This window comes from Vibrio hepatarius (genome assembly GCF_011806575.1).
GTDB lineage: Bacteria > Pseudomonadota > Gammaproteobacteria > Enterobacterales > Vibrionaceae > Vibrio > Vibrio hepatarius_A.
This window is the reverse complement of the sequence record NZ_JAATOO010000006.1, coordinates 113,733-136,594: the sequence shown is the minus strand read 5'-3', so window position 1 is coordinate 136,594 and position 22,862 is coordinate 113,733. Positions and strand designations below refer to the sequence as shown.

Here is a 22,862-nt window from a genome sequence, read left to right as displayed (position 1 = left end):
AAAACCCACTGCACCATCAATATTGCCACTTTCAATATCATCGAGCAGTGGTTCAATATATGGGTATGCCTTTAATTCGAGTTCATAGTCCAAGACATCAGCAATGTTTTTTAAGTATTCGAGGTTAATACCATAGAAGGTTCCGATACTGTCTTTAAGTTTGTCTTGCCACTGTGATTGAGTAATCACACCAACCACAATCTTGTCTCTGTGGCTTGGGGCTGAAATGCTAATAAAGCTCAGTGCAATCCCAAACACAGCGAAAGCGATAAGTAATACTTTTCTTAGCTTGTAGTACATGTGAACTTCCTCGAATACTGGAAGCCCAATCTAATTGTTAACAGAAAAATGTCAACTTAGTCTCATGTCAAGAACATATTTCAATTAACTGTTTTAATTATGTTTTCGTTTTTTTCGTGCGAACATTCCTACGTAACAATCACCAAAGGACTACACGATGTAGGAACAATAAAGTGATAGTTCGATAATTAAAAAGAGGATTCCACCTAGTACTTGGGTTGTAAGAAGGTCCTCACTCAGACCTTCTGAAGAAAAATGCATTAGGTTGGTGTATACGATAGTAAATAAGGTTTAGCGAAGATAACGCTGATTTATTATCAATCAGTAAGAGTATGGTTAAGCAAAGTAATCTGCTTGTCCGACATATCTTTTACGATTCGAGTTACCCTCGAGTCGAGTATTAGCAGCTCTTTTTCTGCTTCACGGTAACTCCCCTGCTCTATTAGATTTTCAACATAATCCAAACGTGCATAGATGGGAGACAAACTCAACACATAGCTCTCCAGTGTTTTAGCTGAAGCGGAGTTTGCGTCACTTGCAAGCATCTGTTTGGCAATATTTGCCGCGCTTGTTCTCGCAAGATAGAAACGTTCCAGCTCTTCGTTTAATAACTTGCTTTGTTCAGCACTATATTGTTTCAGTTGCTCTCGTTGCGTTTCGAACCTTTTCTGCGTTTCCTCGTTATTGGATGAAAACACTTCAATCTCAGGCACCGCTTTTACCCAATCGGTATTAGACTGCAATATCGACTGATTCATTTGTTGCTTCATCAACACCATCAAATCTTGAGATGTGTTTTTTGAAGTCCCTAAAAACTCGTCAAATGCATGTGGATTGTACAGCCAGTATCCAGCAACAAGCACACTAAACGTCGTTGCAAACGTTAGTGTTTTTTTAAGGTACGACTTACGCCTTAGTCGATTTGGTTCAGGCTTCTGAGTACGAGTTATCTTTTGTGCGTTGTCGACAACGGATACTTTTGATCCCGCGGTTTCCAGCGTATCAATGTACTCAAAGATAATAAACGCCACAGATTCAATATTGGGCAGTTCCTGCGGTTGATAGCGTTTACATAGTTCATACAGTTCTTGCAACGCTCGCTCACAGCGATACAGATCTCGAAGAGAGTCTTTATTAGGGTTAGCCACTTTTAAATCGCTAAGCACCTTACTAATCATCCACTCGATCATCTCTTTTTTGCGATGAGACGTGAGTTCTTTGTGTTCAATATCCTGAGCGTAGCAAGCAAGCATTAACTCTAAACCATCGGCTAATCCTTTCAGTCCAAGTACTTTTAACGATGCGACCGAGTAATAACTTGACGTTAAGAAATCCAAGCCATCTGTCGTGCCGAGCGAGGTACACATTTCGTGTACCTCTTCCCAGTGAGTTACTCCAAATAGAAAGCTAGTACGGCTATTTATTGAGTCTTTTATTTTGTGGTACGTGTCGTTTTCTCTCAACAATGTCGATTTACTTCCGACCGTAAACACACTTTGGTTTATATAGACATTTGTTGTCACTAACTAACCTTTAACCATTCCCAGTGTTATTGATAAAGTGTTTCTGATAGACGGAATGAGTGCAGCATTCTTTCACGGAACAAGTTACTCGAGGCATCGGTAGAGATCCTAAATGCAAACTCACCTTTATCCAGTTTCACGTTGTAATCCACTGAAGACTCCGTCCCCCCGACGACTTCACTGCTATCCAGCAAGCGGAACAGTGACCATGGACCGTTACGCACAATACTGCGTGGCGAAGAGTTAGACTGATTTGGTACCAGTGTCATCTTCGACTGTGCACTATCACGTAACGTATTTGGCCAAATCAGCCCCACCGAATGCCTTGGTCCATGACTGTATTCGACAAACTGGCCATCGACGTTCACCACAACACGGCGTTTATTTGAGCTGAGGCGTATTGGTTCAAGTGAGAAGTTCACATCTAAAATGCCTTTACGGTTAAAGAATGCGTCACCAATTTTCTGAGCTTGGCTAAGCTGAGAGATAACGTCGCTACGAATCAACGACTGGTCCAAAGAAGAATCGCTTAGCGAAATATTTTCGTCGATAAACATCTTCAATTGATCGTTGTAGAAGCTTGCCAATGTACCATTTGGAGAGAAGAAGCTTTCAAAATCACGTAGATCCACGTCCTGTTTGGAAGATGGATTAAATGGATAACGGTCCGCAAACTTCTGCTCAAATTCGCCATAGACTTCACGTTGCCAACGCGCTTCTAAGTGCTTGACCGCCTCTTGTTTGACGACATACCAACTCTCATCAGCAATCTTGTCGATCATGCTGTCTAATGGACTTGGCAAGCCAGAAGCAATACGTTTAAGCGCATAGATAGGGTCAGCATTACTCAAGCTCAACCTCGCTCGAGTCGCTTCCAGCGCCGCGCGGCCAGCATCCGGGGCATCTTGAATAGCTTTTAGATAGTAAAGCAATTGAACCACCGAGTTCTGAACTTCATCAAAGTAAGCAGGTTGCTTTCCTTTCGCATCGAACATGGCATTGAGCTCAGAAAATGGCGTGTTGATCATCGAAGCAACTTTATACTTAGATGACTTCAACACTTCATCTCGCGCTTCCTTACTTTCAGGAATGTCGTCAAACAAGCGAGTGTTATCTTCTAAACTTGATAGCAGTCGGTCAAACGGCTGCGCATTACCAGTTAAGTTTTCCAGCACCATGATCGCGTTATTGATATCAACAAAGTACTTTACGTCCACTTCGTTTAGCGCATTGCGCCAAGCACTGGTGTAGTCGACTACGTAAAGCGCCAAAATCTTGTTTTTCAACGCCACTTTATCAGCAGCGCTGAATTCTGAGACTTTAGACTGCCCTAATACCCAACTATCGATTAGCGCCAATTCAGAAATTGAATCCACTTGCTCAAGGAAGTAGCTTTCATACCCTTCTTTGGTCAGCATTTTCGGGATCATTAAGCTCTTGCTATCTACTTCGCGCTCTTCGAACACGAGCTCGAATACTGGACCTATTTGGTTTTTCAAATTGATCGGGGCACCTAGATAAGTCGCTGAATTCAGCTTCAGGCTGCGATAAACACGCTGCTCGATTGGCATACCACTCAACTCTCGCTGCGTTTTCGCAATTAGCGTTTTGTATGGCTTGATAATTTGGCGTGCGACCTCGTCGCCGCGCTTCGCTTGCGCAGCGATATCCGTTTGCTCCATTGCATAATCTAGGTGGCCAACCAAGCTTTCCTGCGTGACACGGTCACCTAAATATTGAGACTGCCATTTTTTGCCAAAGTAATCCGTGACGAAATCTTTATAGCGGCCACCCTTGTCGATCATCATGCGGAATACGCGCAGAACTTCTAGCTTTTCGTCATCGTCTTTCGCGTTTGACATATCAACTGCCAACTCGCGCATCAACAACGGTATAAAGCGCGACTCTAACAACGCTAGGTAGGTTTCTTCGACTTTAGGTCCAATCACGTGACCTTGGTAAAGTCCCATATCCGATATGTATTTTGGTTTATCACGGAAAAAGCCAACTTCGAGCGTTGCGTCTCGGATCGTATCCAACACCTGCATCATCTCTTTCTGCGTTAGAGATGCATGTTCTTCAGGGTAACTGTCACGGAACTCATTCACTTTGGCCAACACAGCGTCGGCTTGATTGACGTTTTTGATGTAGTAGTTATGCCACGCCCCAATGAGCAACGCACTTGCAACTAAACAAACAACATTTGACAGCGCAACAATTCTGCGCTTTTGCTTAGCGACACGGAAGTTGTCAGATGCCAAACCCGCTTCAGGGTAAATAATTTGGCTAAACAGTTTGCTGGTAAAATATACCGTGGAGTTGGCAGCATCTTGCGCTCGGTTGATGGCGTGATTTAGTCCATAACGACGTGATGCCGCGTCTTCAAACGCATTCGATGGCACACCTTGTTGGAAAACAGAGGTGAAGTACACGCCACGAACCAATGCTGAGGTCGAGAACTGGTCACTGCCAAATGCGTCGGTAAGAAAGTCATGTAGAACTTCTTTCAAGCCAGACAATTGACGAGCAAAGCTGTAGATCTTTCTACGGTCTTCATTGCTCGCGGTTTCCAGTAAAGATTTCGTCAGAGAGTCATTAACGCGGTCAACAAAACGACTGTAATCGTGGGTAAATTCTTCGAGCCATTTATCCACATCATCCACTGAGTCAAGCGAGAAGGTGAAACCAAGCACTTCATCGCGCTTGCTCTTTGGGTAATGCCTAAAGTACGCATCAAAACCATCTAATAGATCCATTTTTGTCAGCGTAACATACACTGGCATGCGCGTAGAAAGCGTCTCCATCAACTCACGTAGACGCGCACGCAGCAAGGTAGCGTACGCTTTGCGCTCAGAAGTGTTACCCGAGGCTAAATTCGCCACATCAACCGTAATCACTACACCATTTAAAGGGCGTCGGCTACGAGTACGCTCCAACCAATCGATAAAATGAAGCCATAGGCGGCGTTCCAATTGACCGTCGTTGTTTTCGTCTTTAAATCCTTGCGTCAGCAGTTCACCATCAGGATCGATTAGCACCGCTTTCTCACCGATCCACCAATCGAAACTATAAGGGTTTTCGCTTGTTTTACCGTTAGACGCTTTCATCACCGACGAAAAAACGTAGTTTTGTCCAGAACGGTTAATAAGGCTGGTCTTACCCATATTTTCCATGCCAAGCACAAGGTACCAAGGCAATGTATATAAGTAATTTCGTTGGTTGAGGTTCTCTTTCATGTTGACCATGACACGATTAAGCTCAGCCTCTTGCCTTTCTTCATAGACAAGAAGCGGGTCAACTTTGATTTGGTCTTCACGCTTTTGCGTTGCTTTGAACTTATTAAGCGTATTCCACTGATAGAACCCCCAAACCACGAGACATAAAAGTACAAAGATAACGCTCGCAATTGCACGAGACAAAATTGAAGCCAGTGGTTTGCTTTGTTCGTATTCGAACATCGGTCCTGCCCACCAAATCGCAACTAGCGTTAAAACGCACAGTGCGATCAGCAAAATTGGAATAGCGGATTTAAAACTCGACGCTATTTTTTTAAGTAAGCCGGAGATAAACTTTCTCATGGTTCTGACCTTGTATTATTCCGTAACAACGATTTTTTCTAATTGATTAATGAGCGTTGGTTCCCAGTCTTGAACGCTTGATTCCAACGCCATTTTATAAAGTGACTGATAATGCTGATTTGCAATCGCATCAAGTCCTTGATTTGCCAATAAGTCTGCAGAGATCAATCGCCAATAAAACTGATCTCTAGGTTCGCTTGCTGTTGCAAGCCCGTCATTTAACATCGCCATCGCAACGGATAGACCACCCTCTTTGGCTAATGTGATTGCTTCTTGACGCTTATCATCCCAACTACTGACACTAGAGATAGCGTTGACTTTCTCGTTGGAAGCAAGCCATTCACGCGTGTCTTTGCTCAAAAATGGCGTGCCACCTTTGAAGCTCATATCTGCAAGCTCTGGGACGCGCGATAAGAAGTTTTTTGTCTCCTCAAGAATGGCACTGGCCCATTCGGGCTTACCTAACTTTGTCGCAATTTGCGCACTAAGGTATTGACCATCAAACCAAAATGGCGCGTTAGTTAAGCTCTGTTCCACTTTTCTCCACAATGCCAGATCCGGCCTTACCTGAGACTGTTCAAGATACTCATTGACTCGGTCTGCTGCCATTGCTCGTAACGGCGTCTCACCTTGTGCGTTTGCATCAGGAGGCGTCGTAATCGACATCCAAATCGCAAACCGTCTTAACCGGATACTTTGAGCATATCCGTGTTCAAACTCGGCTAAATAGTCTGCAACCCTCTTTAATGACTCTTTTGTTGCTTTGTCATTACTGGTATCCACAGCAACCGTACTTACGGGTGAAAATTCGTGAGAATCATTAGCTGGAGCCGAACTTTGAGTACTACTGTTGCTTTGAGCGCTTGAATCCACCAGCGCACATGACTCTAACCAACGTTCGGCCTTTTTGATGAATAGTTGTGACTCTTCACCTTCAACACCAGTTTTGTTGGTCACCTGTTGGAAAAGAATCAAAGCTTGTTTTAACTCACGCTGATTGGTTTCAGACACGTATTCTTGTTTTGAAACGAGTTTATCGAGCGCGGCATCAAAGCGTTGTGATATTTGGTTGAAGTACTTTTTACGCGGGAGCTGACCACGGCTACCAGGCGCAGGAAAGCAGGTTTCCCAGAATTGGCTCATAAAATCTGACAGCACTTGAAGACTGAGAACAAAACGACTCACTGAGCCATTGCTTTGGAAACATTGAAGCAGATGAACTAACAGTTTTAGGTCTTTGGTTTTGTTTTCCATCAAAGACAGAATCGCTGTTTCTACTTCATTCCAACGCACCTCGCCATGAGACAGAGAACCCACTTTCATCATTTGACTTTCAACAAAGTCAAAAAGTGGATCATCCATAACACGCTCGCCGACAGGGTTGTCGTGAGAGATTGGTGCATTAATAGCCGCTCGAATTTTTTGCGCCGTTAACTCTGTATCAGACTGTTCAAGCATTTGGTTATCTAACGCTACCATCCGCATAACTCCTGCAACTCACCAATACTTTGTTTAGCGTTTGGCGTTTGGAAAACCAAACCATCGAGTTGTTTTGAATTCGATCTTACCAACACAGAATCTTTTAACTTCATAGGACGCATAAGCGAGATTGCACTCAATCCTCTGCCAGAGCGAAGTACGAAACCTTGCTCATCATAGGTCCACTTCTGGCGCTCTCTATCGAGAGAAATTTCCGCACGAGCACCCGCTGCAGCCTGTGGTAGTACGATCTCGAGACGTGAGATACGGTTGATACAACTCGCCATCAGAATAACTGGCGTATCGTTGTTTGACTCAGGTTGCAAAGCCGCTACCGTAAACCACAACGATTTGGTTCCACGCGAGTCTGTGGTTTCATTGCGAACCCAACCAAGGGTATCCCGGCGCTTAGTTTCGCTATCCATCGCACGTTGCCACGCTTCTGAGCGAATGATTTCCTTTACAACCAAAGGTCTTTCAACCTGCCCCGTAAATGCCGAGTCAAAACACTCAAGGCGTTCGATACGAGAAACCACATTCATACACTGCTTGGCTTTTTCTAGCAGTTGCACATCAGAACTCGTTGGGGCACTGGTGTCTGCAAAAGCTAAGCTAGAGATTGAACACAGTGCAACACCTAGGATTCTCTGAATCATCACAATACAATCTCCATCTTGGTGCACTTATCTGCAAGAGTTCGCTTAGGGATGCCTAAGCTTTCCGCAGCAAGTGAACGATTCCCTTTAAACTGCTTGAGGCGCATCGCAATGATCTTTGATTCGTAATCTTTGACGGCAGAACGTAAGTCTGAAATGGAAACCAGTTCTTGCTCTTCCTCGACACCCAACTCTTCATTGTTTGCTGCTACAACCGACTCATTTTGAGCGTTGAGGTAGTGTGATAGGTGGTTGTACATTAGTGGTTCACCATCAATGGCGTGCGAGCAACCAAACTCAATCAAATTACGTAGCTCACGTACATTACCCGGGAAATCATGCTGAGATAATGCGTCTAAGACCTCAAAGTGAATGCCAGCCACATTCGTTTTGTTGTCTTGGTTAAACTTGCCAATAAAGTGTTTAGCCAAGATTTGGATGTCATCTTCTCGGTCTTTAAGACAAGGGACATGGATTGGGAACTGATAGAGTCGATAAAATAAGTCTTGTCTAAACAGCTTCTGCTCTATCTTTTCCTGCAACGCAACATGTGTCGCTGCCAAAAGTCTAAAATCAGACTCTTGCTCCTTATCAGAACCCAAAGGTCTGTACTTTCGAGTTTCCAATACGCGTAGAAGCTTCGCTTGGAGCATCAAAGGCATATCACCAATTTCATCTAGAAACAGCGTACCGCCATCCGCAAGTGCAATTAGTCCTATTTTGTCTGTTGTCGCGCCAGAGAATGCCCCTTTGCTGTAACCAAATAATTCACTTTCCAATAGGTTCTCTGGAATTGCCGCACAGTTAATTGCCACGAGTGACTTGTTGCTACGCGAAGACTGCTCGTGGATAGATGCAGCAACAACTTCCTTGCCAACGCCAGTATCGCCTTTTATCAAAACAGTCATGTCCGACTGAGAGGCAACGGCCACTTGTTCACGTAGCTTCTTCATGCAGGCGCTATCACCGACCAAGTTCTGTTTAATCAGATCTGACTTGTTCGAAATAGCCTGAGTTTGTTCCACGAGGCTCAAAGACTCTCTTAATCTACCTTTGAGCGTTGTAGCCTTCTCTAGCTCGTTTAACTTTTGCCAATGATGCGTATATAGCTCGATAAAACGAGGAAAATGCAAGTTCCAATTGTCTTGCCATTGATCATTAGGCCAATCTTCAGCGTCGACAACATAGACGGCTAGCGCCATTACATGATCGCTATGTTCACTGACATCATCGCTTAACGGCGTAATCAGTACCTTGTCACCGTCATCCACGTTACCCAGCAATGACAGAAACGCCTTATCTTCTTGCCAATAGATAAGGTGCTCTGAATTAATCACTTTCTGCTCGCTGCTTTGCAAGACGTGGGCAAGTGGCGATACAAAGTCGCCAACATTCCAACTTTGTTGAATATCATGATTAAGCGTCACTAATTGGCGACCATCTGGTGTAACGCCAATAAATACGCAGCGCTTTGCATTAAAGTCATTTGTCAACGTATGACAAAACACTCTGATCAGTGTCGATAAGTCATTCGCTGCCGCTAACTGGTTTGCAACACCTAGCCAATCTGTCATGTTACTCAACCTTACCAATAAACTGGTTGTTCTCGACTTCGATAGAGATATGAGAAACCACTTCTTGGTTAGCTAGCTTATTCAGTAACGCCAGTGAAATCGGTGGAAGTACTTGACCTTCAATGATCGCTTCCAGCATACGTGCGCCATTTTCACTGCGATGCGTTCGAGACAGAATCTCATCAATAACCCGTGATGAGATGTTTACTGTCGCTTTGTAACGATCTTTAAGCAGTGATTCGAGTTTGCTCAACTTACCGCGAACGATTTGACCAAGAACCTCTTCACCCAACGGAAGATATGGAATGGTTTCCATACGCGCCAGTAATGCAGGTTTAAAGAACGCCGCCAATTCTGGATAAAGCGCATCATCCATACCATCTAAGTTATCGGCATAATCAACAATCGTTTGGTAACCGAGGTTTGACGTAAGGAAAAAGACGATATTTTGGCAATCGATCAGTCGCCCTTCTCCATCAGCCAACTCACCTTTATCGAATGCTTGATAAAACAGATTGAGGACTTCCGGGTGCGCCTTCTCTACTTCGTCCAACAGCACAACGGAATAAGGCATTTTTCGAATCGCTTCGGTTAATACGCCGCCTTCACCGAAACCAACATAACCTGGAGGAGAACCAATCAAGCGTGACACGGTGTGTTTCTCTTGATATTCAGACATGTTAATTGTGGTAAGGAATCGCTTTCCACCGTAAAGCTGCTCAGCCAATTGAACCACGGTTTCGGTTTTACCCACACCACTTGGACCAACAAGCAGGAATGCACCTTTTGGTCGCCCCGAACGACGAAGATCTGCGCGAGCCGTTAACAAATGCTTGTGAACACGTTGAATCGCACCATCTTGTCCCTTAATCGCTTCACCTAAAATGTCAGGTAGATGGGTTAACTTGGTTAACTCATCAGTGTTCATTTGGTCGATTGGTACTCCTGTCCAGTCAGCAATGACTTCCGCAATTTGCTGCTCATCAACACTTGGGTGAATCAATCGGTCTTTGAACGGCAGCGCTTCAAGAGCTTCATATAGCTCGGCAAGTTGATGCTTCACTTCACTCAGTGCGCCTTCATCAAGCTCATCGCTCATCACCTGTTGACGCAGTTCAATCATTTTCGTTACATCATCACGCTGACTTGACCATTTAGCGTCTAAGTCGTGATATTCGCTCTCACAAGCCTGTTTCAATTCATTAAGAGATTCTTGTCGTTCAATATCAACCGGTAAACCCAACTGTTCCTGCCTTTTTAGCATTTCCAGTTCCAGCTGGTACTGATGCTGCAATGTCTGTAGCTCTGCCATACGTGGCGGTGGAGTACTGAGGTTGATAGAAATACGCGCACAAGCGGTATCCAAGACATCAATCGCCTTGTCGGGTAGTTGACGCCCTGAAACATAACGCGCAGAAAGGAAAGACGCCGCTTTTAGTGCACTGTCTGAGATTAAAACTTGATGACTGTTTTCGTAGACATTGCACAAGCCACGCAGGATATTGACAGTTTGCTCTGCAGAAGGCTCGTCTAGCTTCACTAATTGGAAACGACGGCTAAGCGCAGGATCTTTCTCGAAGTACTTTTTGTATTCTTTCCAGGTTGTCGCGGCGACAGCGCGCAGTTCACCACGAGCTAGTGCTGGCTTAAGTAAGTTTGCTGCATCACCGCCACCTTCTTGGTTACCCGCACCAATTAAGGTATGTGCTTCATCGATAAACAAGATAATTGGCGTTGGAGCGGACTTAATTTCGTCAATGATGGCTTTAAGTCTTTTCTCAAACTCCCCTTTTACGGCTGCACCAGCTTGAAGCAAGCCTAAATCTAGACTCATTAACTCAATATTCTTTAGACGATCAGGCACTTTTCCGTCAACGATTCTAAGTGCAAGTCCTTCGACAACAGCGCTCTTACCTACACCCGCGTCACCCACGACAATTGGGTTGCTTTTTCTGCGACGACAGAGGATATCAATCATCAAATTGATTTCTTCATCACGGCAAAGTACTGGATCTAACTCATTCGCACGTGCTTGTTCGGTCACATTGGTACAGTATTTGTTGAGAGCTTGTTGACCATTATTTGAAGTCAGTGAATTGCTCACCTTCTTACCATTTTCAACAGGTGTCTCAGCCGAGTCTTTCAAAACAGCAAAGAATTCTCTGCGCAACGTCTCTCGGTTAAAGGTTTCGAACTTCTTATAAACCGACGGCGCAAGATAACGTTCAGGACGCATCAGTGCCGCTAAGAAAATGATGCCTGATCGTAGATGGTCAAGATTCATTTCCGTCGAGGCAAGCAGCCAAGCATCTTGGAGCAGTTCAATTAATAAAGGAGAAAAGACTGGATAAGTTTCGTGCCCGGATTCACGTGGTAACTCACCAAAAACTAAATCTTGAATTTCAACGTGGTCAATATCGCTGCTGCGTAAAATCTCACGAATATCACAAAGGGGATTATTCAACGATACATGCAAATAATGTTCGAACGTTACTTCTGAGTGTTGCTGTTCTAAACACAGAGAAGCCGCATGCTCTAGGGCTAATTTACTTTGTTCGTTCAGTTTGCTAATTAGCGTTGGCAATTCTATTTTGATCACATCAAAGCCTTTTGAAATTATTTATTCCGAATGTTTAAGTCAGTCTTATAGGAGCTGAGTTAATTGATTGAGCACATCTAAAGATTTAGCGCTGAGCAAGTATCGGTAGACAATGAAAGCCACACCCCATAGCCCGGCAAAGCCAGCGAAGATCATCCAAATCGGCATTTGGTTACTCAAACGGTACTTAGTTGCCACAACATGCTCTGTGGCGCACGTCAATGACTCAGGCTCTTTATCATCAAAGCTATTCAGTGTTTCGTAGAGCTTTAATGCAACGCGCTCTCTTTCTTCTTTACCGCCTTCGACTACCTTGTATTTACCTTCAAATCCCAGCATTAAGCATAGGTAGATGAACTCCAGAAGCATTCGATAGCGAGGAGGATCGGCCAACAGACGATTCAAAATAACGAACACCTTTTCACCACCCCATGTTTCGTTGTGGAAACGAGTCAGCAAAGAGTGTTCAGCCCAACTACTTTCAGCGCCCCAGTCTGTGCTCATCACTGCTTCATCGAGCACTGCACAAAGTACGTAACGGTAGGCCATCACCGATGCATGTTCGACATCGGCTTGAATCAATTCCATCTCGATGGCTTTGATCTCTTCTTGGACTTGTTTATAGATAGCTTCAACGTTATCGCATTTGGCTAAAGAACGGATTCGTAGCGACAGACCCAATAAAGGTGTCGCCGCATCAATCATTTTGTTTTCGTTATCACCGCGTAACTGGAACCAATAATCCTGATCAGCGTCGATGTTTTTAACCTGTTCAAATAACAGTTCATCGTAGCGGTCGTTAGTAAATTCATGGGTAACACTCATGATTAACTCCTAATAGCCCAGAATTGCAGATCAAGTTCTTCAAATTCGCCCGCAACGTGGAATGCAAAGCCGCTTGAGTTCTGCAACATACGCCACGCATCACTGGTCTTATCCAGTTGGTAGTAGGTATAACCAGCGTGGTATGGCAGTTGTCGCGGCGCAACAGGAAGCGGATTAACAGGAATGCCTGGAAGTTGAAGCGAAATAAGTTCGCGGATCTTCTCAACAGAAGACGCTTTCGTTTGCTGAACGAACAATCTGCGCAGGTCTTCTAATGGCATACGAGCGCGAACAGCTAGGATAAAGTCGGCAGAATCCAGTAGTGACTGATCTTGAATCGGCGCAACCATTAAGCCGTAACGGCGCTTTTGCAACTGAATAGAAACCGCTCTTGGCTCCAGCACGATGCTGAGTGACTGACGCAATTTCATCATCAGAGTTCTAAACGATTCGGTCGGCATCTCGTGTTGGTAGACCGTGAACTGTGGCGGCATACGACTTTCATCGGTAAATGTCGCTAGCTCACCACAAATAGTACTCAGAGCCTGATACAAACGTTCTGGATGTAGGCTACGCAGAGAGGCTAGATGCTGAAGATTTGGCTGTAAGCGGTTTAGTGCTTGCAACAACATGAAATCTGACACATCCGCCACACCACCTTGGCTTGGAGAGCCAATACGCGTTGCAATATTTTTTGCACGCTCGCGCATTAACCCAGACATTTCATTGATGAATCGATGTAATGTCGGCACACCTACTACATTCAGATGGCAAGGAATAAAGTCTGGATCCAACATGACGCTGCCGTCTGGACGCTTTTCTAAAATACGTGCAATCGCTATCGACGAGAAAGAGCTTCTGTCTTGCTTCTCTAGCATTAACCTAGGTTGCACAGGAGAAACATCCATCAGTGCAGTGTCACCTTGAGGGGTATGCACATCTCGAACTTCCTGTTTACTCGCAATATAACGGCCAGTACCTTGTGCATCCGCATGCGAAATTTCCATTAAAGAATCACTGCGTAGTGGCAATGCCAAGTACACAATCTGGTTTGCCAAAGAGTCGTCCACAACTTCAAGTGGATCCGGCATTTGGTCTTCTTGGGGAATACGGAATACAGTGCCATCCGGCATCACACCAACGGCACGTTCAATAGCAATACGTCCAAAACTCAAGTATTCAGGGTTTAACGACAGCTCTGATACGCCAAACAAGTACTGGCTAACTGACGACACTCTTTCGTCAACAATGTACTCGTTGTATCTCTGTTGCTGTTGGAAATGTTGTGGTTTGATAAATAAGCCCTCGCTCCAAACCACTCTATTGCGCGAAACCATACTTACTCTACCTTCTGTAATTCAACATCATAGTCTTTAAACAGCATCAACAGATGGTATCTATGACCTAGATTGATAATCTTCACTGCTTTTTTCCAATCACTGAGTTCAGGCTCAGCAAACTTAGCTAACACCGCGATATAGCGAGTGTCTTCGTCGACTTCTATATCTTCAACAAACTTGAACTGTCCGGGCGTTAACACGTAGTCATAAACATCGACATAGTTGCTCTTGAGCACTTTTTTGTAGTCTTCGTTGATTTGGTCAAAATCTGCTGAAAGAAACATCGAATCATCTTCCAGTTCAAATACTTGCAGTTCGATTGGCGACGGCTCACCATAAACATTTGGATTGACACCTTTGTCTGCAACCAAACTGAAAGTGACGACTGTCGGTTGCTCAGAGACTTTGTCACTTGAGCTACAACCGGTTAGCGCTAATATCCCTAAAAGAAAAACCAAGATGTGCTTTAGCATCATGACTCCATTTGTTTCTCACGTAGTAGACGGTCATATGCTTGATCAAACACTTCCCAGAAAAGCTTTTCGAACCCTTGCTGGCGATCAGACGTCAGCTCTCGGTAGTAGCTTTGGTACATTTCCCACGCCCAAGCATTTTGGTTTTGTTCAGGGATTTCATATGAACGACGGTAGCGCTCAAAACGTTTCATCAATGTTTCTGGAGAAAATGCCTGTACGATTTGGCCTAACGCCAAAGTTGTCGCTACTTGTACGACATCGTTGTGATCTTTGAGGTTCTTTAAGCTCTCTGAAATTGCCGACGGCGCAGATAAATGAACAGAGCCAGAATCGTTACTGAACATCGTCTTAACAGTCTCTTCATAAGGCAGACCAAGACGTAGAGGGTTGTCTTCGATTGGTTGTAAGTTCTTATTGATAACACCATAGCGGCCACTATCAACATGTTGATGAAGATCCAGAAGGCCCTTTACTGCGGCCTGCAGCGCTGCGCCAATCTCTTCCGAAGTCATCTGCACTTCTTGTGCTTGACGGCTGTCTACCACGGATACACCCAATCCACGAAATAGTGGACCAGAAAGCATATGGTTTTGCTCACCCGTTACCAACAAGTCATTATCTAACCTTTCCTGTTTGGAAAATTCTTCTTCGAGCAGGTCCAACGTTTTGTCGTCCATCATCAATTCCTCTTTTTGTATGTCACCTAGCCCATCGTTCACGTACATTGGCTGCTTTTGTTCTGAATGGGTCGTATTTATAAGTTTGTTATGTTCTTCGATGCGATTGCTGCTAGCTGTACTTTCAGTAACAGCATCGGTGTCAGGTTTGGCAAAGAAAGAAAACGGGTTAAAACGGCTTTTTTTCTTCAATTTGATTGCTGATGACATTTCGAACTCGCTATCAGCTTGTGGCGTCACATCTTGTGTCTTATTCTTCTTTTGGTTAGCCAGCAACCATTCTGAGTCATCCGTATCGGTTGCAATGTCTTCATGATCACCGAGCAAGCTTTGCGCTTCCTTGTCTTTCACATCAACTTCAAGAAGGTCCAAAGGATCGATATGTTCCGTTTTCTTTTTTGGCGCTAAGACAAGTTCTTCGTCTTCATCAAAGAGTTCGTTTTCTTGGCCGAACAACTGTTCAAGGGTTTGATTACTCGAATGCAAGTAACTATCAGTCGACTCGCTGGTGACCATCAACTGGTATAAACCGACTTTAAACGTGTCTTTGTGATGAATTTGCGCCATCTTTCCAATGCCCAAAGGCATCGTTGCTCCGTTTACATAGGTTTCACCGCATAAGTCCTTAATACAGAAATGATTGTCTCTAACAAGGATTTCGCAGTGCTGAGCATAAACATTTGTGTTCTGCCCTTTTAATGGCCAACTTGTCGTGCCACTTGAACCAATAACTCCGCCCTCTTGATTGAATTCATAAGAGGCACTGACCCCAGGTTCGAGGTCTTTGGTATTCGTCACAATGACATTCAAAATTTTATTGTGCTGTTCCACTCCATTTCCCTCTATTGGCGCACTTGAATCGTGACACTTTGTTGGCCATCACCTTCGCCAAGAAAGGTTGACCAACCCAGTGGTGTGGCTTTATTTCTGTCTAGCATTAATGAAGAGGTTTCCCCTTCTTTTAAGTGCAGCTCTAGGTCGTAAGCCATTTGTTCGCGAAGCACAAACTCAACAAGTTTGCACAGCGGTAAGTACTCTTTTCCCGTGGGTAAAAAGTCTCGGTATCGCTGCTGACTTAGTCCTCTTAACACCAAGGTGAATTTGCCATTACACTCTGTAACTTTTTCACCAATCACGGTGTTTTCACCCAAGCACATATTTGCAGCGCCTAGCTTCATTTGCTGATCGCGGCTAATATCGACACGTCTTGTCACCCACTGACGAATTTCAACGTCTTCGATGTCAAAGCAGTGCGCGATAATGCCTGACACCACTTGGGGAGAACGACTTCGACCAGCCAACATTCCGGCGTAAGACAACATCTTGCACCAGTTAATTGGGGTCTCACCGCGCATGTCCGGGTCAGCAAGCCCCACCAAAGCAAACAACTGCGCAGAAAACTTGTCGCTCGCGCCCTCTTGGAAACGAATGTAATACCTGTACTTACGCCACACTCGATAAACGAGCGTGATTAGATGGTTGTTGAAAAAATCGAGAAACAACCCACGCAGTCCGAGTTCACCTTCCGTTGTAATGTGTTCAAGTAGATACCCAGGTAGCGGCGATTGTGCTCCGGTTAAACCAAAAAACGTCGTCTCTAGTTCCATCCGCCCCGCAGAGTGCTGCGTTAATCCAGAGATATCAGACGTAGAAAACCCCAAGCTAGGATTGGACTTGAACATCAGCTCACATTGGCGTTCCCAATCATCATCTTCAGGGTCGAGTTCATTTAACGTCAAAAGCAACTCAACCAACTGGTAGAAGTTAAAACTCTTTACATCGAGGTCCGCAACGTTGTTTGGTAACGGTTCTAAGGCAGTTGATCTCATATCAGTGGCTGCATTCCGTGTTGCGTACCCCAGCGGTATTCCTCTCGACTTTCCGCGTTTACTACCACTAATTCATGGAACGAGTTTATGCTGGCGTATAAGGCAAAAAACTGGCTGAGTACGGTGCCAAACAAGTAAAGATCGCCTTCTGAACCGAATGCATTCGGGTCCATGGTAATTTTCGAAATCAGTCCACGGACAGGCATGCCTCTTATCAGCTTGTCTAATGGCTGAGTTTGAATATCGACGATACCTTCCATTCTCTGACGTGAAATACGTGCAGCACGCTGATCCACCAGTGCTCGGAAGTCGTAAGCCCTTAACACCGAGCTAAGCGCCTGCTTATCCAAAAGCGACAAATAATTGAGTGATAGATTGGAGATTAATGTCCATAGCAGGCTGCCATCTAATACTGGTCTCAATGTTTGAGTTGGGATGGTAATATTGCCGAAATCAGCAAACGGCGGAGAGGTATCTGTGCTAATACACACATCACCTACGCCTAGCTCCGCTGGAAGTTGTCTGTTGGTACATGTCAGCTCAAGTGTTACCGCTTCGTCTTTCGCATAACTGCTTGTTTCATCGCCGCGCACGAACGAAATGTAGTGGTCAAAACCATCTTTGCGGATACTGTCTTTCACGCGAACTCGGTAATACAACGCGAGGCGATTGCGAGATAGTTCTATTTCATGCTTGAAACTCTCAAACGGGGTATATACACGTCGTTGCCCGCGAACTCGACCATCCGATGTATCCTGCCAACCCTCGACATGATTAACGCTAAAGATCTCATAATGACTTGGATAGCGACTTGATGGCTTAACACGGTACTCTGTTTGTCTGCCGGTTAAATCAATCGGATCTGCATCGTGCTGGAACAAATTAACAATCGGTGTCGCATAGAGAATGAAACTGTCATTGGTTATCTGCGCGCTGGTCGGTAACGTCTGAGAAAAGTTGAAGCATATTTTAAAGCTTCCTTTCACATGCCCAGGGATATATTGGCCAATTTTCTTTAAGTCGAAAAAGTGAAATGCCTCTGGAAACGCGAGGTACTCTTGGAAAATACGATAGCCTTGATAAACGTTTTTTGGATACGGTAAGAGCCCATCATTATCGAAGCCCACTACGTCAAAAACATCTTTAGGTACAGTAACTTTGCCACCTTCGAACTCAACGTCGATAGATTCAAGGTAATGCCCCAACCAAAGATATAAACTCTGCGCACTGTAAGTATCACCACCTAAATAGAAACGCAGCGATTCTAAACCGATCGATTTAACTAACTCATCTGGATTAAGCATTGAGAGCTCGAGGATCACCTTACTGGTGTCTTTCGAGTGAATGGCTTGAACTCTTTCGCATTCAATTGGGTAGATTTCTACCTCACGGCAAGTATTAAAATGACAGGCGGTTCCAAATACAGGTTTCGAGTCTACTTGAGTCGACTGCGGAATAACCTGACGAGTGTGAAAGTTGTTTTTTGGATGAAACCGTAAGATGCTCAAACTCGGGATTGGGCGAAGATAGTTCGGCCAAAGCATGTTAATAATCGAGTGTGTTAGCTCAGGAAATTCATCTTCAACTTTCTCGCGCAGCTTGCCAGTTAGAAACGCAAACCCTTCAAGCAAGCGTTCAACGTCAGGATCGGTATTTCTACCGTTAAGAAAACGGGAAAGTTGAGGATAAACTTCGGAAAACTGCTTTCCTTGTTCTTTGAGAAAAGCCAGTTCGTCTCGAAAATATTTGTCTTGTGCCACTAAGTTATTACTCGGTATTTTCTATTATTATCAAGAAGTAAATCGATTTTTACTTTTTCATGGATTGCTGATGTATTCACGATCGCGGCTACACTAAAACGCAGATTCAATGGTTCAGCTTCGTCCTTAATCACTAGGACATTGACATTGGTTAACCGTGGTTCAAATTCCTCCAAACAACGTTTGATTGAGAGCTTTATGCGAATAGAGAGATCCAGAGTTGCTGCCGTCGCGTCATTAAAATCGACCAGCCCAAGTGTAGGAGAGCTCAAAGACTCTCCTACTCGGGTATTGAGAATGTTTGACACATTTCTCTTAATAGAACGCAGCACCTCAGAGCTTTCTGGGCCTTGAGATAAAGAAATGGGTTTGGAGTCAGCCTCTAAACGTTCGAAGAGACTAACGCCAAAAACGCTTTCTTCTGGTTCTATGTAGCTCATTAAGCCTGATCCAATCGGCCTACAAGAGACAGTTCGAAGTTCGCACCCATGTACTTAAAGTGTGGGCGGACCGACAGAGATACTTGATACCAACCTGGCTCACCCTGTACATCATGAACTTCAATGCTTGCAGCGCGTAATGGACGGCGGCTACGTACGTCCGCTGGCGGGTTCTCTTGGTCAGCAACATACTGACGAATCCAACCATTCAGTTCACGTTCAAGGTCTTGGCGCTCTTTCCAAGCACCAATTTGCTCACGTTGCAGCACTTTGATGTAGTGCGCCAAGCGGTTGATGATCATCATGTAAGGCAGCTGTGTACCCAACTTGTAGTTGGTTTCGGCTTCTTTGCCTTCCTTGGTATTCGGGAAAATCTTCGGCTTTTGAATTGAGTTCGCAGAGAAGAACGATGCATTGTCACTGCCTTTACGCATTGTCAGCGCAATGAAGCCTTCTTCTGCTAGTTCGAATTCTTTACGGTCTGTTACCAGTACTTCAGTTGGAATCTTAGACTGTAGAGCGCCCATCGATTCATAAACATGAACCGGAAGATCTTCAACTGCACCACCGCTTTGTGGACCAATGATGTTTGGACACCAGCGGTATTTAGCAAAGCTGTCGGTCAAACGCGTAGCAAATGCAAACGCAGTGTTACCCCAAAGGTAACTTTCATGTGAACCACTAACGTTTTCGCTGTAAGAGAACGATTTAACCGGGTTCTCGGTTGGGTCATATGGTGTACGAAGTAAGAAACGTGGAGCGGTCAAACCGATGTAACGTGCATCTTCTGACTCACGTAGTGAACGCCACTTGGTGTATTTAGGGCCTTCAAACGTTGACTTAAGGTCTTTTTGATTTGGTAGCTCTTCAAAAGAATCAATACCAAAGAATTGAGGTCCAACACTTGAGATGAATGGCGCATGTGCCATCGCACCTAGTGCCCCCATGTACTGGAGTAACTTCATATCTGGTGTAGAAGGAGTGAAGCTATAGTTACCGATGATTACACCAGTTGGTTCACCACCAAATTGACCGTAGCCAGAAGAGTAAACGTGTTTGTATAGACCAGATTGAGTAGTTTCTGGAGCGAACTCGAAATCATCCAGAAGTTCTTCTTTCGTTACGTGCAACACATCAATTTTGTTGTTCTCACCAAAATCGGTGCGGTCAACAAGAAGCTTTAAGCCTCTCCATGAAGACTCGAGGTTTTGGAATGATTCATTGTGAAGAACTTCATCCACCTGAGCACCAATTTTTCGATCTAGCTCAACGAGCATTTGATCAACAAGTGCCTTGTTTACAGGCTGTTCTGTACGGTCTGAACCCACGAGGTTTTCAATAAACGCTGCAACACCTTTTTTCGCAATATCGTATGCTTCTTCATTCGGTGTTAGGCGCGTTTGAGCCATAATTTCATCAAGCAGGTTACCAGTTTGTTGTTCCTGCGGTTTGTCTGCAATCGCTTCATTCGTTGCCATTGGAGTAATCCTTTCGTTCCTATTTATCACTTGATTTAATAATGCCTTGCGTTGTTCTCATCATTCTTTTTCAGGAGCGACAAGATTTAACTCTGACAAAAGCTTTTCTCTCGATTCATCTGAAGCAAGTAATTCTTGTAGTCGAGAACGAAATGCAGGAACGTTACCTAAAGGACCTTTTAATGCTAATAGTGCTTCACGCAACTCAATTAATTTGTTTAGTTCTGGAATTTGTTTGACGATCGAATCCGGTGAGAAATCGGCAAGCGATTCAAACGAAAGCTCAACTGGCAAATCCGCATCTTCTTCATCAACAAGTTTATTTGATACGGAAGTAGAAAGAGTTAACTTGCTCTCTTTCATAACCGATTCAAAGTTGTTTTTATCAATACTAACTGGCTTGCGCTCTTCCAAAGGTGCCTCTTCTGGATGGCCTTTAAAGTCACCAACTACCAATGTTTTCAGTGGTAATTCAACTTCAGCCTGAGCATCCCCTGTAGCAGGAATATACTTAATATTGATTCTTTCTTTTGGAGCTACACTTCCATTCTTAGTCATACAATACTCTCTTTTGGCGACACAATATTGCTCAGAAACCGAGCTAAAATTGTTAAAGCCATATATTTCACTAAACCTATGTGAAAACTCTGAGTTCTGAGCCTTCCAACGTTAAACAAAAAAACACCCGGCGATTATTCCACAACACACTTATTTTTTAAGTAAAAATGAGGGTTATTAATTAGAGCTTTATTCCAAAAAAATAATGAAATGGATTACTTATTACTTATTAAATTAACAACAAGTCTTATAAATAAGACCCGATCGGACACTCTGCCCAGAAATGAAAGAAATAAATGACAAATTGATAAACAGATATTATTTACAAATTAGTAAATAATGATTTATAAAACTAAAGGACTAGTTAAAAATATAAGAACCTCTCATTACAATCGTTTATGAATCCCACTTTCTTATGAATGAAATATATATTTCATTCATATTTAGAATTAAATTAATCATTAAATACTAATCAAACCTCCATCTAGTATTTTCAATTAAAATAGATATAGAAAAATACGGATAATTTAAGATACTTTTACTTACAATACATAAGCATACAACGCTTCTTCTATTGGTATATTTGACTCATACCATACGTAGTCACAACGCGCTTTGTTGCTTGCTAAACAGGCCGAAAGGGCGATGATGGATACCATCTCAAATCTCAAGTACAATACCCGTTATTCTAATTGACCAAAGAGAATCTAAGCTCTGCATGTGAGAATAGAGCACTGCGAAGTAGGCTTAGATTACGACTAAGGTATAAATTTCAAATGGTTAACAATACTATTCAATGGTTTCCGGGGCATATGCACAAAGCCCGTAAAGAGATCGAAGAAGCCATCCCTCAGGTAGATGTCATTATTGAAGTGCTGGATGCACGTATCCCTTTCAGTAGCGAAAATCCGATGATTTCTCAGCTACGCGGCGAAAAGCCAGTCGTCAAAGTGCTAAACAAACGAGATTTAGCCGACCCTGAGATGACTCAGCTTTGGATTGACCACTTCGAGAAAGAGAAAAATGTAAAAGCGATGGCGATTACCACCACCATCCCTCAAGAAGTGAACAAAATCCTCGAACTGTGCCGTAAACTAGCCCCGCATCGTGAAGAGATTGGTAAGAACATTCGTACCATGATCATGGGGATTCCAAACGTGGGTAAATCAACCATTATCAATACCTTAGCCGGTCGAACTATTGCGCAAACAGGTAACCAACCTGCCGTCACACGCCGTCAGCAACGGATCAACCTGCAAAATGGTATTGTTCTTTCAGATACACCGGGGATTTTGTGGCCAAAGGTTGAAAACCCTCATAGTGGTTTCCGCTTAGCTGCGACAGGTGCTGTTAAGGACACCGCAATGGAATATGATGAGGTTGCCTTCTATACCGTTGAGTACCTTGCCAAAGCCTATCCTGAGCGCTTAAAGGAACGCTACCAGATTGAAGAACTTCCAGAGACTGACATTGAGCTAATGGAAGAAATCGGCCGACGTCGCGGTGCTTTGCGCTCAGGCGGTCGAGTCGATCTGCATAAGTGTTCTGAAATCTTGTTGCACGAGCTACGCAATGGCACCTTGGGACAACTTACTCTAGAACGACCAGAAATGATCACTCAAGAGTTGATCGAAGTCGAAATAGAGTCAGCTCGCAAGGCTGAAGAGAAAGCTAAGAAGAAAGAAGAGCGTCGAAAGCGTTACCTCAAAAACAAGCGTTAATTCTCAAACAAAAAATGACAAGGGCAACGTAATGTTGCCCTTTTCTTTA

General features: G+C 44.0%; 16 protein-coding genes and 1 pseudogene. 1 reads left to right on the top strand and 16 read right to left on the bottom strand.

The window, feature by feature from the left end:
- Positions 1-15 precede the first annotated feature (15 nt).
- The 16 genes and pseudogenes from HCZ42_RS22180 to tssB all read right to left on the bottom strand — a co-directional run.
- Positions 16-300: pseudogene (locus HCZ42_RS22180) on the bottom strand (hypothetical protein); the annotation flags it as partial.
- A gap of 317 nt (positions 301-617) precedes the next feature.
- Positions 618-1,793, bottom strand: a complete 1,176-nt coding sequence (locus HCZ42_RS06480) for a type VI secretion system ImpA family N-terminal domain-containing protein (protein WP_368484170.1) — start codon at positions 1,791-1,793, stop codon at positions 618-620.
- A gap of 56 nt (positions 1,794-1,849) precedes the next feature.
- Positions 1,850-5,401, bottom strand: coding sequence for a type VI secretion system membrane subunit TssM (gene tssM, locus HCZ42_RS06475; protein WP_167419915.1), 3,552 nt, complete (start codon positions 5,399-5,401; stop codon positions 1,850-1,852).
- A 15-nt stretch (positions 5,402-5,416) separates the two neighbouring features.
- Positions 5,417-6,859 carry a type VI secretion system protein TssA gene (tssA, locus tag HCZ42_RS06470; protein ID WP_167419993.1) on the bottom strand — a complete coding sequence of 481 codons (1,443 nt, stop codon included), beginning with the start codon at positions 6,857-6,859 and terminating at the stop codon, positions 5,417-5,419.
- Between the two features lie 14 nt (positions 6,860-6,873).
- Entirely contained in the window at positions 6,874-7,536 is a 663-nt protein-coding gene (gene vasI / locus HCZ42_RS06465) for a type VI secretion system-associated protein VasI (protein WP_254868903.1), read from the bottom strand.
- Positions 7,536-9,110, bottom strand: coding sequence for a sigma-54 interaction domain-containing protein (locus tag HCZ42_RS06460; protein ID WP_167419913.1), 1,575 nt, complete (start codon positions 9,108-9,110; stop codon positions 7,536-7,538). Before HCZ42_RS06460 ends, vasI begins: the two co-directional genes overlap by 1 nt.
- 1 nt (position 9,111) lies before the next feature.
- Complete coding sequence (tssH, locus tag HCZ42_RS06455; protein WP_167419912.1) at positions 9,112-11,709, bottom strand: type VI secretion system ATPase TssH; 2,598 nt, start codon at positions 11,707-11,709, stop codon at positions 9,112-9,114.
- Between the two features lie 45 nt (positions 11,710-11,754).
- Positions 11,755-12,534, bottom strand: coding sequence for a type IVB secretion system protein IcmH/DotU (gene icmH, locus HCZ42_RS06450; protein WP_167419911.1), 780 nt, complete (start codon positions 12,532-12,534; stop codon positions 11,755-11,757).
- A gap of 2 nt (positions 12,535-12,536) precedes the next feature.
- Positions 12,537-13,871, bottom strand: a complete 1,335-nt coding sequence (gene tssK, locus HCZ42_RS06445; RefSeq protein WP_053407541.1) for a type VI secretion system baseplate subunit TssK — start codon at positions 13,869-13,871, stop codon at positions 12,537-12,539.
- A 2-nt stretch (positions 13,872-13,873) separates the two neighbouring features.
- Positions 13,874-14,347 carry a type VI secretion system lipoprotein TssJ gene (gene tssJ, locus HCZ42_RS06440; RefSeq protein ID WP_053407540.1) on the bottom strand — a complete coding sequence of 158 codons (474 nt, stop codon included), beginning with the start codon at positions 14,345-14,347 and terminating at the stop codon, positions 13,874-13,876.
- On the bottom strand, positions 14,347-15,858 hold the full coding sequence (gene tagH, locus HCZ42_RS06435; protein WP_167419910.1) for a type VI secretion system-associated FHA domain protein TagH: 1,512 nt from the start codon (positions 15,856-15,858) through the stop codon (positions 14,347-14,349). The genes tssJ and tagH overlap by 1 nt, the downstream gene beginning before the upstream one ends.
- A gap of 11 nt (positions 15,859-15,869) precedes the next feature.
- Positions 15,870-16,889 (bottom strand): type VI secretion system baseplate subunit TssG, encoded by a 1,020-nt coding sequence (tssG, locus tag HCZ42_RS06430; protein ID WP_175579415.1) that lies wholly within the window; start codon positions 16,887-16,889, stop codon positions 15,870-15,872.
- Complete coding sequence (gene tssF / locus HCZ42_RS06425; protein ID WP_167419908.1) at positions 16,853-18,616, bottom strand: type VI secretion system baseplate subunit TssF; 1,764 nt, start codon at positions 18,614-18,616, stop codon at positions 16,853-16,855. Before tssF ends, tssG begins: the two co-directional genes overlap by 37 nt.
- A complete protein-coding gene (gene tssE, locus HCZ42_RS06420; RefSeq protein ID WP_167419907.1) occupies positions 18,616-19,056 on the bottom strand; it encodes a type VI secretion system baseplate subunit TssE in 441 nt (146 codons plus the stop codon). Before tssE ends, tssF begins: the two co-directional genes overlap by 1 nt.
- A complete protein-coding gene (gene tssC, locus HCZ42_RS06415) occupies positions 19,056-20,534 on the bottom strand; it encodes a type VI secretion system contractile sheath large subunit (RefSeq protein ID WP_167419906.1) in 1,479 nt (492 codons plus the stop codon). The genes tssE and tssC overlap by 1 nt, the downstream gene beginning before the upstream one ends.
- 60 nt (positions 20,535-20,594) lie before the next feature.
- Positions 20,595-21,092 (bottom strand): type VI secretion system contractile sheath small subunit, encoded by a 498-nt coding sequence (tssB, locus tag HCZ42_RS06410; protein WP_167419905.1) that lies wholly within the window; start codon positions 21,090-21,092, stop codon positions 20,595-20,597.
- Between the two features lie 776 nt (positions 21,093-21,868).
- Between tssB and ylqF the strand changes: the two genes are divergently transcribed.
- Positions 21,869-22,813, top strand: coding sequence for a ribosome biogenesis GTPase YlqF (ylqF, locus tag HCZ42_RS06405; RefSeq protein WP_167419904.1), 945 nt, complete (start codon positions 21,869-21,871; stop codon positions 22,811-22,813).
- The last annotated feature ends 49 nt before the right edge of the window (positions 22,814-22,862 follow it).

Coding starts and splice junctions, on each gene's coding strand:
- HCZ42_RS06460 (WP_167419913.1), bottom strand. CDS start 9,110: ATGACAGATTGGCTAGGTGTTGCAAACCAGTTAGCGGCAGCGAATGAC.
- tssK (WP_053407541.1), bottom strand. CDS start 13,871: ATGGTTTCGCGCAATAGAGTGGTTTGGAGCGAGGGCTTATTTATCAAA.
- tssC (WP_167419906.1), bottom strand. CDS start 20,534: ATGGCAACGAATGAAGCGATTGCAGACAAACCGCAGGAACAACAAACT.
- tssB (WP_167419905.1), bottom strand. CDS start 21,092: ATGACTAAGAATGGAAGTGTAGCTCCAAAAGAAAGAATCAATATTAAG.
- tssE (WP_167419907.1), bottom strand. CDS start 19,056: ATGAGCTACATAGAACCAGAAGAAAGCGTTTTTGGCGTTAGTCTCTTC.
- tssA (WP_167419993.1), bottom strand. CDS start 6,859: ATGCTTGAACAGTCTGATACAGAGTTAACGGCGCAAAAAATTCGAGCG.
- tssM (WP_167419915.1), bottom strand. CDS start 5,401: ATGAGAAAGTTTATCTCCGGCTTACTTAAAAAAATAGCGTCGAGTTTT.
- ylqF (WP_167419904.1), top strand. CDS start 21,869: ATGGTTAACAATACTATTCAATGGTTTCCGGGGCATATGCACAAAGCC.
- vasI (WP_254868903.1), bottom strand. CDS start 7,536: ATGATTCAGAGAATCCTAGGTGTTGCACTGTGTTCAATCTCTAGCTTA.
- icmH (WP_167419911.1), bottom strand. CDS start 12,534: ATGAGTGTTACCCATGAATTTACTAACGACCGCTACGATGAACTGTTA.
- tssJ (WP_053407540.1), bottom strand. CDS start 14,347: ATGCTAAAGCACATCTTGGTTTTTCTTTTAGGGATATTAGCGCTAACC.